Source organism: Mesorhizobium sp. P2_E6 (assembly GCF_056403835.1).
In genome coordinates, this window is sequence record NZ_JBFUEQ010000004.1 from 519,028 (window position 1) to 533,156 (window position 14,129).

The following is a 14,129-nucleotide window of genomic DNA, read 5'->3' on the forward strand; positions in this document are numbered from 1 at the left end:
CCTGCCCACACATTCCACATCGCTGAAGGAACAATCCGATGCCCAGCAAGCCGCTCGACCTCTACTGGTACCTGCCGACGCATGGCGATGGACCGTATCTCGGCACCGACGAGCGGCACCGCCCGGCAACCTTCGGCTATCTCAAGGAGATCGCCCAGGCCGCCGACCGGCTTGGCTTCAAGGGCGTGCTGCTGCCCACCGGGACGCGGTGTGAGGACGCCTGGATCGTGGCGGCCGGGCTGATCCCGCTCACCGAACGGCTGAAGTTCCTCGTCGCACTTCGGCCGGGCAGCGGAACACCGGCCCTGTTTGCCCGTCATGCCGCCACCCTGGACCGCATCTCCGGCGGCCGCGTCCTGCTCAATGTCGTCACCGGCGCGGATCCAGCCGACCTCGCCGGCGACGGCAACAAGCTCAGCCATGACGAGCGCTATGCCCAAACCGACGAGTTCCTGACCATTTGGCGGCGGATACTTTCGGGTGAGCCAGCGGATTTCGAGGGCAAGTACCTTTCTGCCCACGGCACCGACATTTCCTTCCCGCCGGTTCAGCAACCCCATCCGCCACTCTGGTTCGGAGGCTCTTCCGACGCCGGCATTGCAATCGCCGCCAAGCATGTGGACGCCTATCTGAGCTGGGGCGAACCGGTGGACCAGCTTGCCGAGAAGATCGATCGCGTGAGGAAAGCAACGGCTGCACAAGGCCGCACGATCCGTTTCGGCCTTCGCATTCATCTGATCGTACGCGAAACGGAGGATGAGGCCTGGGCTGCCGCTGACCGGCTGATCAGCCACGTCACCGACGACCTGATCGCCGAAGCCCAGAACGGATTTGTCCACATCTCGGAATCCGTTGGGCAGAAGCGCATGTCGGCACTTCATCAGGGCCGGCGCGACCGGCTGGTTGTCGGTCCGAATCTGTGGGCTGGACCTGGGCTGGTGCGTGGCGGCGCGGGAACGGCGCTGGTCGGCAATCCCGACAATGTTGCTGCGCGCATACGTGAGTATCAGGACATCGGCATCGAAACGATCATCGCGTCCGGCTACCCGCACCTGGAAGAGGCGTTCAACGTCGCCGAACTGCTTTTCCCCAAACTCGGGTTGAGTGGCGAAGCCGCACCCGTGGAGCGTAGCTGGGACGTCGAGTTCGGACGCGGTGTGCCTTCCAAGGTCGCAGCATCCGCATCGTAACGTCCTGTCTGCTCCGCGCTCCGAACAGCCACACCTACTGGTAACATCGAAGGACTGAGATCAGGCCGGCAGCAGACCGGCGCTTTGGGGGAATGTAGCATCCCAGTGGACAGTCCGCAGCTTGCGGACTCCGTCCCGCGGTGGGACATCCGTCAACTCGAGGCGAATGGCCCGCATTTGCCAAACCTGCCAAAGTCGAAATTTCGACCCGCCACCCCTTCCAGACCTTGACGAAAATTGGTGCGCCTGTTTGAGACCGGGGCAATGGGGATATTTGCTCCATGGGGAGAAGAGCAAGCGGTGGGCAAGCTGGTGAAGCGCGTTTTTCGATTGCTTGCCGCGATGATCATGGCGTCCGGGGTGACCGGCTGCACAAGCATTTCCTACTACGCGCAGTCGTTGGAAGGTCATGTGCAGATCATGGCGGCGCGCGAAGATGTTGGAAAACTGATCCATGATCCTTCCACGCCCGAGGCATTGCGCACCAAGTTGACGTCGGCGAGCGCCATACGACGGTTTGCCACAGATGAACTGGCACTGCCCGAAAACAACAGCTACCGCAGCTATGTTGACATCGGTCGGGACGCTGTGACCTGGGCCGTTTTTGCGGCGCCACAATTCTCCCTGACGCCGCGAACCTGGTGCTTTCCGGTTTTCGGCTGCGTGCCGTACCGGGGTTACTTTGCTCGGAAATCCGCGACTGACACCGCTGTCGAGCTTCATCGACAGGGGCTGGACGTCTATGTCACAGGCATCACCGCCTATTCCACACTGGGCTGGTCCAGTGACCCGCTGCTAAGCACCATGCTTCGTCAGGATGACACGTATCTCGCAAGCCTTGTCTTTCATGAGCTGGCGCATCAGCGCATCTATGTGCATGACGATTCCGCATTCAATGAGGCTTTCGCGGTTGCCGTCGAAACCACCGGCGTAAGGAAATGGCTGCGCGCTGCTGGCGATCGCGCCGGATTGCGCCGCTACGAAGCCGATCGCAAGCGCCGAGCCGATTTTCTTGGACTGCTGTCGAAAACGCGGGACGAGTTGGGGCAGGTCTATGCAAGTCCCCGTACCCCGGAGCAGATGGCGGCTGCCAAGGCAGCCACGATCGACAAGCTCCGGACGCGCTACAGGCAAATGCGCGACAGGCGCTGGGGCGGATACCGGGGGTACGACGCGTGGTTCGATGCCCCGATCAACAACGCAAAGCTCGCCGCGACCGCTGTCTATGGCGAACAGGTTCCGGCGTTTCTTCGCTTGTTCGATTTGTGCTCCGGCGACTATCCAAGGTTCTACGCTTCTGTTCGGCGGATCGCGGATTTGCACAAACCTTCCCGTGCCGAAGCGCTTGAGGCTGCGGCCACGTGTGATTGACTTGATCGCCCATCAAGGACATCCACGATGCCCGCACAATCCGCGATGCAGAGCCGATCCAGGCATTGTTCGCCGCACGACTAGATAAGGCAGATACGGTGAAGCGTTCTGGGCGACACCCCAGGCACCGCGCCCGTGGAACAAGGGTCCAAACTTTTAGAGTAAGGGCGAGACACTAGGCAGCCGACGGCGCCCCAGCTGAGGCCGGGATTTTTGGGAGGACACATACCATGAAGCGCCATTTTCCGATTGCACTCGCTGGGCCTGAACTTGCCAAATGACACTATATGCGCGAAACTTGTTATGTGCGGAACTTGGTTTTCGAAGAGCCGCTCATAGGGCGGATGTGGGAATGGCGTGGTTGTCCGCACCACCACCGTCACGACCGGGCGATCAAGGATAACGGCGAGCAAGCGGGGGTTCCAATCAATGGCATATGTCGCGTCTTGGCGGAATCCTCGCGTAAGAGCAGCTTTTGCTGCCATTGCGCTATCGCAGTTTGCGGCCATCGCGCATTCCAGCGAGGGATCATTTGATGACTTTCCCTTCTTGGTGCATTGCGAGGTTAGCGGTCTGCATCGTGCTTTCTATTTGTCCACAATTAGCCAAGACGGGGTTGCCGTCTATATTTCGCCGGACAGGCTGGCCGGCACCATAACTGTAAGAGGCAAGGCCGATCCGGTGGGCGCAGACGGGTCGGGAAGTTGCGCAGGAAAAACACTTGAGCAACTACGATCGACGGGTCAAGCATATGACTTGAAGCACTGATTTTTGAGGAATGCTGTCGGCGCAATTCCACCTTCAAATGCGAACTTTTCGCCGCCTGTTGGTTCGGTCACACATTTCCGCCAGATCCCGTTTGTCAAACGGCTTCCAAAACTGCCCTCCGATCGGCGTCCAATTTTGACCTCCTTTATGTAGTGCGGAGCGGTCAACGTTCGCCCGGGCGGACCTGGTCAGGGTTGCGCAGCCCGGTCGAGCGCGGATTGCGCTTGGCAGCTGATTGGGTGATCAGGCGCGGTTCTTGAAGCGCCAGGACTCGTTGCCGGTCTCGATGATCTCGCAATGATGGGTGAGACGGTCGAGGAGCGCTGTCCTCATCTTGACGTCGCCGAAGACGGCGGGCCATTCTCCGAAGCTCAAGCAGTTCCGCAGTGTCGCAACCCGCTACGACAAGCAGCTGGCCAACTTCACGGGTTTCTTCGTTAAACGCGCCGCTATCGCTATCTGGCTCAGATAGTTTAATCGTTACTGCGACCTAGGGTTGAAAAGAAATAGTACCTTTTTTGTCACATCGTTTGGGCAATGTCGTCTCGACTGATTTCGTTGCGGCCGATTTCGATTGTGGTGACTAAGCGCGAGCGTAAATCTCGCACTTGGAAAAGAGTGTGACTCATCTCTTTCGGAGGCCGGTAGATTCACGGCACCCACTTTGAAGCTGGAGTTTAAAATGAACGTCAAGAGCCTTCTTCTCAGCTCCGCTGCGGCTCTAATCGCTGTTTCCGGTGCGCGCGCCGCCGACGCCGTCGTCGTCGCCGAGCCGGAACCCGCTGAATACGTCAAGATCTGCGACGTCTACGGCGTTGGCTACTTCTACATCCCCGGCACCGAAACCTGCCTGCGCATCGGCGGCTATGTCCGCTACGACATCGGCATCGGTGACACCGGCTCGTTCGACGGTGCGAAATCCGCGGATCATCAGGATGGAGATGACAACAGCACGTACTTCAAGAACACCCGCTTCACGCTGAAGACCTGGACCGGCCAGGAAACCGAACTCGGTACCTTGAAGACCTACACCGAGACCCGCTTCAGATTCGGTAATTTGAACGGCTTCGGTGACGAGTTCGGCAACGACGCTCACAATAAGGACACCGAGCTGAACTTCGCCTGGATCCAGCTCGGTGGTCTGCGCGTCGGCAAGGACGAATCGGCCTTCGATACGTTCGTCGGCTACGCCGGCAACGTCCTCCAGGATACGCTGGTTCCGTACGGCGTCTTCGATACCAACGTCATCCAGTACTACTTCGATGCTGGCAACGGCTTCTCCGCCGTCGTCTCGCTCGAAGAAGGCTATGGCGCCTACACGATCGACAGCTACGTTCCGCATGTCGTCGGCGGTGTGAAGTGGACGCAGGGCTGGGGCGCCATCACCGGTGTCGTCGCTTATGACAGCAACTACGAAGAAGTCGCCTTCAAGGCCCGCTTGGACGTGAACGTGTCTGACGCTCTGCAACTGTGGGTCATGGCGGGCTACGGCACCGACGACAACCTCAGCGACGGGACCCTGGCTTTCCCGGCCAACGGTCGCGGCTTCTACAAGCAGTGGGGCGGCAACTGGGCAGTCTGGGGTGGTGGCACCTACAAATTCAACGAGAAGACCTCGTTCAACCTTCAGGTGTCTGCTGACGACTGGAAGAACCTCGGCGTTGCAGCGAACGTCGCTTACAACGTTGTTCCCGGCTTCACGGTCACGGCCGAAGTCGACTATCTCCATGCAGGCCGGTTTGGCGATGTTGACTTTGTCAACCCCGCGTTTACGCCTGCCGACAAGGAGAACAGCGTCGGTGGTATGCTCCGCTTCCAGCGCGACTTCTAACAGGTCTCGCTTCGGCGAAACCGAAACCCGGCGGGTTGCCGCCGGGTTTTCTTGTCCACAACAGAGTCTGCTCGGCGCGATTTGACGTCCAAGCTTAGCATTCTCTCTGCTTCTCTATTCCGCAGCTGCGTCAGAGAATGATTGTGGCATGAAGCAGCCGTGATTTGCCGCCTCAAAAATCAATAGTTATGGTGGGCCCGGAGGGTCACCGTTTTCTACACAAAATCAATATGTTAGCGGATGGTTCGCCAACCCATTTCCTTCGTATTCACTCGTATGGTCAGGCGAACCTAAGGACTAGGAGGAGGACTAGTTTTTCCATGCACGCGGACAAAAGGATCGATGAACCCGTGACAAGCGTAGCTGATTTTGGGCTGCAAGCGGACTGCCAGCTTTCCGGCTTCGCAACGAAGATAATCAGAAGTTCAACCTACCTCGGTCGGGCCTAGCCCCTCTTACCTTCGCAAAGTGCGTTGATGAAGTTCAAACGGGAACGCGATCTGACAAAAAGCGGCGCCAGCCACCGAATGACGAGATGTCAGAAGCGCCTAGCAAGCCCACGGATTCCACCAGAAAGCCTTTGGCGGTGCTGCCGTCATCAAGCTCTATACTGCCAATGCCCAGCGGCGGCGGGATGGCGGCCACAAAGTGGCCGAAAGCGTCGACAGGGAGCCGCCAGATCTCCACCTCGATCGCAGTGCCGCCGTTGCCGACACGGACCAGTCCCGGCTTGGGCGTGGCTTGGCCCGCGAGCTCATAAAGCTTGTATGAAGAGGCCGTCCTCATCGCCCGGCAGAACCGGGCACCAGCCTCCCTAAGCTGGCCATTGAGCGGCATTCCCGAGAGGTGAGCGCCGACCACCACCAATTCGATCGTGCCGTCTTCGGTCGATGCGCCGACAGGCTGCGCGCTCGGCTGCCGCCAGCCAGTCGCGCCGAGGGTGAGCCCGTTCGCGGCATGGAGATCGCGCGCGACGGACGCCACAAGGCCGTCCAGTCCGGCGGCCGCAAGCAATGTCACGCTCATCGGCAGCCCATCGTCGCGCTTGCCTGTCGGCACGGCGATACCGCACATGTCGAGCAGATTGACGAAATTGGTGTAGGTGCCGAGCCGGCTGTTGGTCTCGACCGGATCGGCGAGCACGGCGGCAGTGGTGTAGTGCGTCGGCGCGGTCGGCACACAGAGCAGGTCGACCGAGGCGATGACCGGGGCGAGCTTTGCCTTGTAGGCCTGCAAGGCATAGAGGCCGCGAAAGGCGTCCACCGCCGACAGACCTCTGGCGCCGCCGATGATTTTGCGCGTCACCGGATGCAAGGCGGCTTCGTTGGCTTCCATGAAATCGCGGATTGCGGCATAGCGTTCGGCTACCCAGGCGCCCTCGTAGAGCAGGTTGGCGGTGGCGTAGAAATCGCCGAAGGGAATCTCGACCAGCCGGCAGCCGAGCCGCGACAGCATGGCGAGCGAGGCCTCGAAGCCGGCCTGCATCGCAGCATCGCCGAAGAATTTCAGGTCGGCCTTCGCCGGTACGCCGACGCTCAGCACCGGCGGGCGGGCGGTGAGCGGCTGCACGGCGATGTCGCGCGAATAGGGATCGGCCGCATCGCGCGCGGCTGCGACCGAGAACACCCGATAGGCGTCGTCGACGGTCAGCGCGAACACCGAGACGCAATCGAGCGTTCGGCAGGCCGGCACCACCCCGGCCGTCGACAGCGCACCGACGGTCGGCTTCAGCCCGACGATGTTGTTGAGGCCGGCCGGGATGCGGCCGGAGCCGGCGGTGTCGGTGCCGAGCGCGAAGGAAACGATGCCGCGCGCCGTCGCCACCGCCGACCCCGAGGAGGAGCCGCCCGGCACCAGCTCCGCGTCGATGGCGTTGCGCGGGATCGGCCAGGGCGTGCGGACGCCGACAAGGCCGGTGGCAAACTGGTCGAGATTGGTCTTGCCGACGACCAGCGCGCCGGCTGCCCTCAGCCGCGCCACTACGGTGGCGTCACTGTCGGGCCAGTAGGTGTATTCGGCGCAGGCCGCGGTCGTCGGCATGCCGGCGACGTCGATGTTGTCCTTGACGGCGAAGGGGATGCCCCAGAGCGGTTTTCCCAGCGGGTCGAACGGGCCGAGCGCTTCGGCCGCCGCAAGCAGATCCGCCCTCGCGGCGAGATGGATGAAGATGCCCGGATCATCAGCTGTCTCGATGCGGGCATGGATCGTCGCGATCACATCGCCAACGCTGACGCCGTCCCGATAGGCCGCGTGCAGGCTCGCTATGTCGAAGTGGACATCACTCATTTCGTCTCCCCCAGAATGATCACCGGCAGGTCCCACTGGATCAGCACGACGCAGCCGTCCTTCGTCCACACCGAATGCTCGGTCCCGACCGGATTGAGGATCACGCTGCCGGCAGGATAGTCACCGTTCTCGTCGCTCTGGATGCCTTCCAGCACGACGATGGTTTCCAGCCCGGCATGGCGGTGGCGCGGCACGCCGGCGCCGGGCCGGTATTTGAGGATCGCGACCGAGGGTTCGACCGGTCCGCCCTTCAGCAGCCAGTACACCCCGATACCGTCGCGGAAATGCTCGAACGCCAGATCGCGCCAGCCGCCGTCAAGCAGGCCGGCAAACGCGAGATTAGGCATTCGCGATTCCCTCCAGCACCTGGTCGGTCGTTGCCGTCCAGCCGACGATCGCGCCTTGCGCCCTGATCATGGCCAAGGCCGCTGCCTTGAATTCGGGAAAGTAGCTTTCCGTCGCATCTTCGGCGACCAGGCATTCATAGCCACGGTCGTTGGCCTCGCGCATCGTCGTCTGCACGCAAACTTCGGTCGTCACGCCGGCAAAGACCAGTTGGCGGGCGCCGATCCACTTGAGGTCGTTGCCGAGGCTGGTCGCATAGAAGGCGCCCTTGCCGGGCTTCTCGATGACGATCTCGCCGGGCAAGGGCGCAAGCTCGTCGAGGATCGCGGTGCCGGGTTCGCCCGCGATCAGTAGACGTCCCATCGGGCCCATATCGCCGATGCGGATCGACGGATTGCCGCGGTCGCGCTTGGCCGGCGGCAGGTCCGAAAGGTCGGGCCTATGGCACTCCATGGTGTGGATCACCGGCAGGCCGGCAGCGCGAAAGCCTTCGATCAGCCGCTTCACTGTCGGCACGATCGCGGTCACGCGACCGACGTCGTTGCCGAGACTGGCGCCGAAGCCGCCGGGCTCGGCGAAGTCTCGCTGCATGTCGATGACCACCAGCGCCATGGTCTGCGGCTTGAAGGTGAAGGAAAACGGCAGCGCATCGATTTCCGCCATCAGTGATGTCCCGCCATGTGTTCGCCGATGGTCTGCACGCTGGCCTGCGCAATCGGCGTCTCGTAGACCAGCGCGCCGTCCGACATGACGAAGATGCGGTCGGACAGTTCGAGCAGTTCGTCGAGGTCTTCCGACATCAGGAGCACGGCGGCACCCGCATTGCGCGCCTTCATGATGCGGGCGCGGATTTCGGCCACGGCCGAGAAGTCGAGGCCGAAGCATGGGTTGGAGACGATCAGAAGGTCGACTTCGCCGGTCAGTTCCCTCGCGAGCACGGCACGCTGCACATTGCCGCCCGACAGCGAAGCGATTGGCGAGGCAAGCGAGGCGGTCTTGACCTTGAACTGCTCGACCAGCCCGGCGCTGAATGCCTTGATGGCGCCGGCGCTGATCCAGCTTACCGGCTTGCCGTTGCTGTCGATGTCGAAGGTGCGGAAAGAAATGTTCTCGGCCACCGTCATCTTCGGCGCGCAGGCGTTTTTCAGCGGCTCTTCCGGGATGAGGCGGACGTTAAGCGCACGCGCCTCGGCGCGCGTCGCCGCATAGGCGGTACCGCGCACCATGACTTCGCCGGCATCGCGGGGGCGCTGGCCGGCCAGCACTTCGAGGAATTCCTTCTGGCCGTTGCCGGAAATGCCGGCGATGCCGACGATCTCGCCGGAGCGCACGCCGAGATCCTCGATCCGGATCGACTTCAGCCCGGTGCGGTCAGGCGCCTTCAGCGCCTTGACCTTGAGCACGATCTCGGCGTCCGGCTTCGGCTCGGCGCGGCTGTCGAGCGCGGCGATCGGCTGATCGCCGATCATCATCGTCGCCATGGCTTTGCGGTCGAGGTCGACGACGCGGCCGGTGCCGGTCAGCCGACCCTTGCGCAGCACGCTGACGTCGTCGGCGAACGCCGTCACCTCGTGGAATTTGTGCGAGATCATCAGCACGGTCAGGTCGCCGGCTTTTGTCATGTCGCGCACAAGGCCCAGCACTTCCTGCGCCTCGCCGGGGGTGAGCACGGAGGTCGGCTCGTCCAGCACCAGGAAGGAGCGGCCAAGATAAAGCTGCTTGATGATCTCCAGCTTCTGCTTCTCGCCGGCCGCCAGTTCGGCCACCTTGACGTCGAGCGGCAGCTTGAACGGCATGCGATCCATGAACACGGCAAGGTCGCCGCGCTCCTTGCGCCAGTCGATCACGCCGGGAACCTTCTCACGCGAAATGACCAGGTTTTCGGCACCGGTCAGCGACGGGACAAGCGTAAAATGCTGGTAGACCATGCCGAGGCCGAGCGCCGATGCGTCCCTGGGGCTGGCGATCGCCACCTCGCGGCCGTCGACCAGAATGTCGCCGGCGGTCGGGTGATAGAAACCCATTATGCATTTGACCAGCGTCGACTTGCCGGCGCCGTTCTCGCCGAGCAGTGCGTGGAAGGAGCCGGCCGGCACCTTGATGGAGACATCGCCCAGCGCCGTGAAGGCGCCGAAACGCATGGCCATGCCGATGGTCTGTACGCCGACGGCTTTGCCGGTGATCGCGCTCATCCTGGCTTCCTCACGGCAGTTGGGCGACGAAGGACGCCGCGTTCGACACCGCACCGAAGACGCCGCCCTGCATCTTGATCATCTTGATCGCGGCGAGATGATTGCCGTAGTCGGTCGCCCCGCAGCAATCCTCCAGCATCACGCATTCGAAACCGCGGTCGTTGGCCTCGCGCATGGTGGTGTGGACGCAGACGTCGGTGGTGATGCCGGTGAGCACGATGTTTTCGATGCCGCGCTGGTTGAGGATCAACTCCAGGTCGGTGGCGCAGAACGAGCCCTTGCCCGGCTTGTCGATGATCGGCTCGCCCTCGATCGGGTAAAGGTCGGGAATGATGTCCCAGCCCGGCTCGCCGCGCACCAGGATGCGCCCGCAGGGGCCGGGGTCGCCAATGCCGGCATTGATGCGGCGCGAGCGCCAGCGCTTGTTGGCGGGCAGGTCGGCGAGGTCGGGCCGGTGGCCCTCGCGGGTGTGGATGATGGTGTAGCCTTTCGCGCGCATAGCCGACAGCACCGATTTGATCGGCTCGATCGGCGCGCGCACCAGCGAGAGGTCGTAGCCCATATGGTCGACATAGCCGCCCGGTCCGCAGAAATCGGTCTGCATGTCGATGATGATCAACGCCGTGTTGTCGGGGCGAAGTTCGCCATTGTAGGGCCATGGATACGGGTCGGCGTCGATATAGCGCTGGGTGATTTCGGCTCTGGCGTTCATGGCAAAAACTCCAGTTATTTGGTGCCAGTCATTTGGTGATCGACAATTCGCCCGGCGCGCCGGCAAGCGAACGGGTCGGCGACGAGGTGGCGATCATGATGATCAAGGTGAGGATGTAGGGGGCGGCGTAGAACAAATAGTAGCCTTGCGTGACGCCGACCGACTGCAGCGCCGGTCCGAGCGCGCCGGCGCCGCCGAACAGAAGGGCGGCGGCAAAGCAGCCGAGCGGATTCCAGCGCGCGAAAATGACCAGCGCCACCGCCATCAGCCCCTGGCCCGACGAGATGCGCTCCGTCCAACTGCCGGGATAGTAGAGCGACAGATAGGCGCCGCCGATGCCGGCCAGCGCGCCGCCGACGCCGGTGGCGACGAGGCGCACCGTGTTCGGGTTGAGGCCCATGGCGCGCGCGGCGTCGGAACTGTCGCCGACGACGCGCACGATGAGGCCGGCGCGGGTGTTGCGGAAGGCCCACCACAGGACGAGCGAAAGTGCCGCCCCGATCAGGAACAGGACGTTGACGTCGAGTGCCGCCTGCACCTGCGGAATGTCGGACCAGGCGCCGAACGGAATGGCCGGAAGGTTGGGCGCCTTCGGCTTGATGAACGGTTTGCCGAAGAAGAAGGCGAGCCCCGAGCCGAACAGCATCAGCGCGATGCCGATTGCGATGTCGTTGACTTTCGGGAATTTGCAGATCCAGCCATGGAACAGGCCGAAGCAAAGGCCGGCGGCCGCGGCGGCCAGCAGGCCGAGCCATGGCGAGTCGGTCATCACCGCGATCGCATAGGCGGTCATGGCGCCGAAGACGAGCGTGCCTTCGAGGCCAAGGTTGATGCGACCGGAGCGCTCGGTGATGGCCTCGCCGAGCGAGACGAAGATAAAGGGCGTCGACACGCGGATGGCACCGCCGAGGATGGCGAGCGGCACGCCCCAGAGACCGATCTCGGTTGCGTCCATCAGGAGGCCCTCTGCCACAAATCGGGATTGAAGGCCTTGAAGCGGCCGTACAAGGTCTCGCTGAACAGGATGACGATGAACAGCATGCCTTGCAGCACCAGCACGGTGGCGTCGGGCAGGTCCATGCGGCGCTGGATCAGCCCGCCGGACGCGTCGATGCCGCCAAGCAGGATGGCGACCGGGATGATGGCAAGCGGGTTGTGGCGGGCGAGGAAGGCGACGAGGATGCCGGTGTAGCCATAGCCGGCGGCGAGCGAGCCGTTGGCGCTGCCTTGCACGGCCGCGACTTCCAGCATGCCGGCAAGGCCGGCAAAGCCGCCGGCAAGCGCGGTAAAGCCGACGATGAGCGGTCCGACGGCCAGCCCCTGCACCTGCGCTGCCCTGACATTGCCGCCGGCGATACGGGCGGCGAAGCCCCAGCGGGTCTTTTCGATCAGCAGCCAGGAGAGCACGCAGGCGACGACGCCGACGGCAAGCCCCCAATGCACCTCCATGCCCGGAATGTTGCCGATGCGGTAGATATCGGCGAGCGGCTGGGTCGAGGGCTTGTTGAGCGAGGCCGGGTCGCGCAGCGGCCCTTCCACCAGCTGGTTCATCAGGGCGATGGCGATGTAGGCCATCAGCAGGCTGGAGATGGTTTCGTTGACGGCCCGGTAGTGGCGGAGCGCGCCGACGGCACCTATCCAGATGCCGCCGGCGGCCATGCCCGCCACGCCCATGGCAAGAATGACGATTGATGATGGCGCGCCGCCCAGCGCCACGCCGATGGCAGCGGCGGCGACGCCGCCGAGAACGATGGCGCCCTCGCCGCCGATGACGACGAGGCCGAGCCGCGCCGGCAGCGCCACGCAAAGCGCCGCGAGCAGCAGGGGCGCTCCGCGCGACAGCGAGTTCTGGATGGAGAACCACGAGCCGAAGCCGCCGCGCCACATGGTTTCATAGAGCTGGACCGGCGACTTGCCGACCAGCGCAATGAACAGGCTGAACAGGACCATGCCGACGACCAGCGCCGCGAGCGGGATGACGAAAGCTTCCGCCCGCCTGGCGACCCATTCGAGCGCCGCCGGATATCCCCTGGCGCCGAGCATCGCCGGCGCTTCCGCACTGCTGGTCGTATCCGTCATGGTCCCCGTCTCCGCACTCAGCTTCAGGCGGTCGAGCCGACGACGCCCTCGACGAGATAGTCCATGCTTTCGAGCTCGATGGCGGTCTCCGCGAAGGCCTGGCCTTCCGTCGCCACGACGGCGCCCTTGTTGCTCTTCAGCGGGCCCTTGATGACGGAGAAGCCGCCCTTCATCATTTCGGCCAGGGTGGCGTCGAATTGCTTGCGGGCCGCCTCACCGACCGCGGGGCCGAGCGGGCTCATCTTGACGAAGCCGTCGGCCAGTCCGCCGCGAGTGAAATTGGGAAGCGGCGTGCCGGCGATGAGGTCGTCGACGAACATCTTGTAGACCTTGGCCCAGTTCCACTCGGCACCGGTGAGGTATTTTTCCGGCGCCAGCGGGCTCTGGTTGGCGTGATAGCCGCAGACGAAGGCGCCGCGGCCGGCGGCCGTCTCGACCACCACTTTCGGGCTGTCGACATGGCAGGTGATGACGTCGGCGCCCTGGTCGACCAGGGCGTTGGTGGCTTCCGCCTCCTTGACCGCCAGCGACCACTCGCCGGTGAAGATCACCTGGCAGGTGATCGTCGGGTCGACCGAGCGCGCGCCGAGCAGGAAGGAGTTGATATTGAGTAGCACCTGCGGGATCGGCTTGGCGGCGACGAAGCCGAGCTTTTTGCTCTTCGAGGTGTGGCCGGCGACGACGCCGTTGAGATACTGGCCCATGCCGATATAGCCGAAATAGGAACCGGCATTCATCGGATGCTTGTCCTTGTTCCACATGCCGCCGCAATGGCGGAACTGCACGTCGGGGAATTTCGCGCACATGGCCAGCATGTGCGGATCGAAATAGCCGAAGGAGGTCGGGAAGATCAGCGAGGCGCCATCGAGATTGATCATCGATTCCATCGTCTTCTGGACGTCGACCGTCTCGGGAACATTTTCCTCCTCGACGACGGAGATGCCTTCGATGCCCTTCAGCGACGCCGCCCCCTCGGCATGCGCCTGGTTGTAGCCATAGTCGTCCTTCGGGCCGACATAGATGAAGCCGACGGTGGCGGCGGCGGCGAAGGCACGGCTGATGGGAAAGGATGCCGAGGCCAGGCCGAGCGCGGCTCCCGCGGCGGACGTCTTGAGCAGTTGGCGGCGGTTAAGCATGAATCTGTCGGTCATAGTGAATGCTCCCCTTTGGGACCCTTTTCCGGGTCGGTTAACATGCCGTCAAGAAAGTGCATGCAATCACCATGCCAGTTTTCTAATTGAGATTTATCCAATAAAATCAGTTATCATATCGAAGGCGTGTGCTCACAGCAGAGGCAATTGCATGCACTTTTTGCCTTGAAAATAGCCAGTTTGACAGGCAGATTAAAATAGAGG

Annotated in this window: 11 protein-coding genes and 2 pseudogenes; 4 read left to right on the forward strand and 9 right to left on the reverse strand. The window is 62.9% G+C overall.

The window, feature by feature from the left end:
- The first annotated feature begins 38 nt into the window (after positions 1-38).
- Entirely contained in the window at positions 39-1,190 is a 1,152-nt protein-coding gene (gene ssuD, locus AC1D08_RS13255) for an FMNH2-dependent alkanesulfonate monooxygenase (RefSeq protein ID WP_477423294.1), read from the forward strand.
- A 348-nt stretch (positions 1,191-1,538) separates the two neighbouring features.
- On the forward strand, positions 1,539-2,561 hold the full coding sequence (locus tag AC1D08_RS13260) for an aminopeptidase (protein WP_477423356.1): 1,023 nt from the start codon (positions 1,539-1,541) through the stop codon (positions 2,559-2,561).
- 1,011 nt (positions 2,562-3,572) lie between these two features.
- Here AC1D08_RS13260 and AC1D08_RS13265 read toward each other — a convergent pair.
- Positions 3,573-3,704: pseudogene (locus tag AC1D08_RS13265) on the reverse strand (ATP-binding protein); the annotation flags it as partial.
- Between AC1D08_RS13265 and AC1D08_RS13270 the strand changes: the two are divergent.
- Positions 3,697-3,801 (forward strand): annotated as a pseudogene (locus AC1D08_RS13270) (IS5/IS1182 family transposase); the annotation flags it as partial. The pseudogenes AC1D08_RS13265 and AC1D08_RS13270 overlap by 8 nt on opposite strands.
- Before the next feature lie 210 nt (positions 3,802-4,011).
- Entirely contained in the window at positions 4,012-5,160 is a 1,149-nt protein-coding gene (locus tag AC1D08_RS13275; RefSeq protein WP_477423296.1) for a porin, read from the forward strand.
- A gap of 483 nt (positions 5,161-5,643) precedes the next feature.
- Here the strand turns inward: AC1D08_RS13275 and atzF are convergent, their stop codons facing one another.
- Genes atzF through AC1D08_RS13315 form a run of 8 tightly spaced genes read right to left on the reverse strand, consistent with a single transcriptional unit; the run spans position 5,644 to position 13,925 of the window.
- On the reverse strand, positions 5,644-7,446 hold the full coding sequence (gene atzF / locus AC1D08_RS13280; RefSeq protein ID WP_477423298.1) for an allophanate hydrolase: 1,803 nt from the start codon (positions 7,444-7,446) through the stop codon (positions 5,644-5,646).
- Positions 7,443-7,793 (reverse strand): cupin domain-containing protein, encoded by a 351-nt coding sequence (locus AC1D08_RS13285; protein WP_477399816.1) that lies wholly within the window; start codon positions 7,791-7,793, stop codon positions 7,443-7,445. Before AC1D08_RS13285 ends, atzF begins: the two co-directional genes overlap by 4 nt.
- Positions 7,786-8,454, reverse strand: coding sequence for a cysteine hydrolase family protein (locus tag AC1D08_RS13290; protein WP_352561467.1), 669 nt, complete (start codon positions 8,452-8,454; stop codon positions 7,786-7,788). The genes AC1D08_RS13285 and AC1D08_RS13290 overlap by 8 nt, the downstream gene beginning before the upstream one ends.
- A complete protein-coding gene (locus tag AC1D08_RS13295) occupies positions 8,454-9,983 on the reverse strand; it encodes an ABC transporter ATP-binding protein (protein ID WP_477423299.1) in 1,530 nt (509 codons plus the stop codon). Before AC1D08_RS13295 ends, AC1D08_RS13290 begins: the two co-directional genes overlap by 1 nt.
- Positions 9,984-9,993: 10 nt before the next feature.
- Entirely contained in the window at positions 9,994-10,695 is a 702-nt protein-coding gene (gene biuH, locus AC1D08_RS13300) for a biuret amidohydrolase (protein WP_203277336.1), read from the reverse strand.
- Between the two features lie 28 nt (positions 10,696-10,723).
- Complete coding sequence (locus tag AC1D08_RS13305) at positions 10,724-11,650, reverse strand: ABC transporter permease (RefSeq protein WP_477423301.1); 927 nt, start codon at positions 11,648-11,650, stop codon at positions 10,724-10,726.
- Positions 11,650-12,738, reverse strand: a complete 1,089-nt coding sequence (locus AC1D08_RS13310; RefSeq protein WP_477423358.1) for an ABC transporter permease — start codon at positions 12,736-12,738, stop codon at positions 11,650-11,652. Before AC1D08_RS13310 ends, AC1D08_RS13305 begins: the two co-directional genes overlap by 1 nt.
- A 59-nt stretch (positions 12,739-12,797) precedes the next feature.
- Entirely contained in the window at positions 12,798-13,925 is a 1,128-nt protein-coding gene (locus tag AC1D08_RS13315; protein ID WP_477423302.1) for a BMP family ABC transporter substrate-binding protein, read from the reverse strand.
- Positions 13,926-14,129: the final 204 nt, after the last annotated feature.

Coding starts and splice junctions, on each gene's coding strand:
- AC1D08_RS13305 (WP_477423301.1), bottom strand. CDS start 11,650: ATGGACGCAACCGAGATCGGTCTCTGGGGCGTGCCGCTCGCCATCCTC.
- AC1D08_RS13315 (WP_477423302.1), bottom strand. CDS start 13,925: ATGACCGACAGATTCATGCTTAACCGCCGCCAACTGCTCAAGACGTCC.
- ssuD (WP_477423294.1), top strand. CDS start 39: ATGCCCAGCAAGCCGCTCGACCTCTACTGGTACCTGCCGACGCATGGC.
- atzF (WP_477423298.1), bottom strand. CDS start 7,446: ATGAGTGATGTCCACTTCGACATAGCGAGCCTGCACGCGGCCTATCGG.
- AC1D08_RS13295 (WP_477423299.1), bottom strand. CDS start 9,983: ATGAGCGCGATCACCGGCAAAGCCGTCGGCGTACAGACCATCGGCATG.
- biuH (WP_203277336.1), bottom strand. CDS start 10,695: ATGAACGCCAGAGCCGAAATCACCCAGCGCTATATCGACGCCGACCCG.
- AC1D08_RS13290 (WP_352561467.1), bottom strand. CDS start 8,454: ATGGCGGAAATCGATGCGCTGCCGTTTTCCTTCACCTTCAAGCCGCAG.
- AC1D08_RS13285 (WP_477399816.1), bottom strand. CDS start 7,793: ATGCCTAATCTCGCGTTTGCCGGCCTGCTTGACGGCGGCTGGCGCGAT.
- AC1D08_RS13275 (WP_477423296.1), top strand. CDS start 4,012: ATGAACGTCAAGAGCCTTCTTCTCAGCTCCGCTGCGGCTCTAATCGCT.
- AC1D08_RS13260 (WP_477423356.1), top strand. CDS start 1,539: ATGGCGTCCGGGGTGACCGGCTGCACAAGCATTTCCTACTACGCGCAG.
- AC1D08_RS13310 (WP_477423358.1), bottom strand. CDS start 12,738: ATGCTCGGCGCCAGGGGATATCCGGCGGCGCTCGAATGGGTCGCCAGG.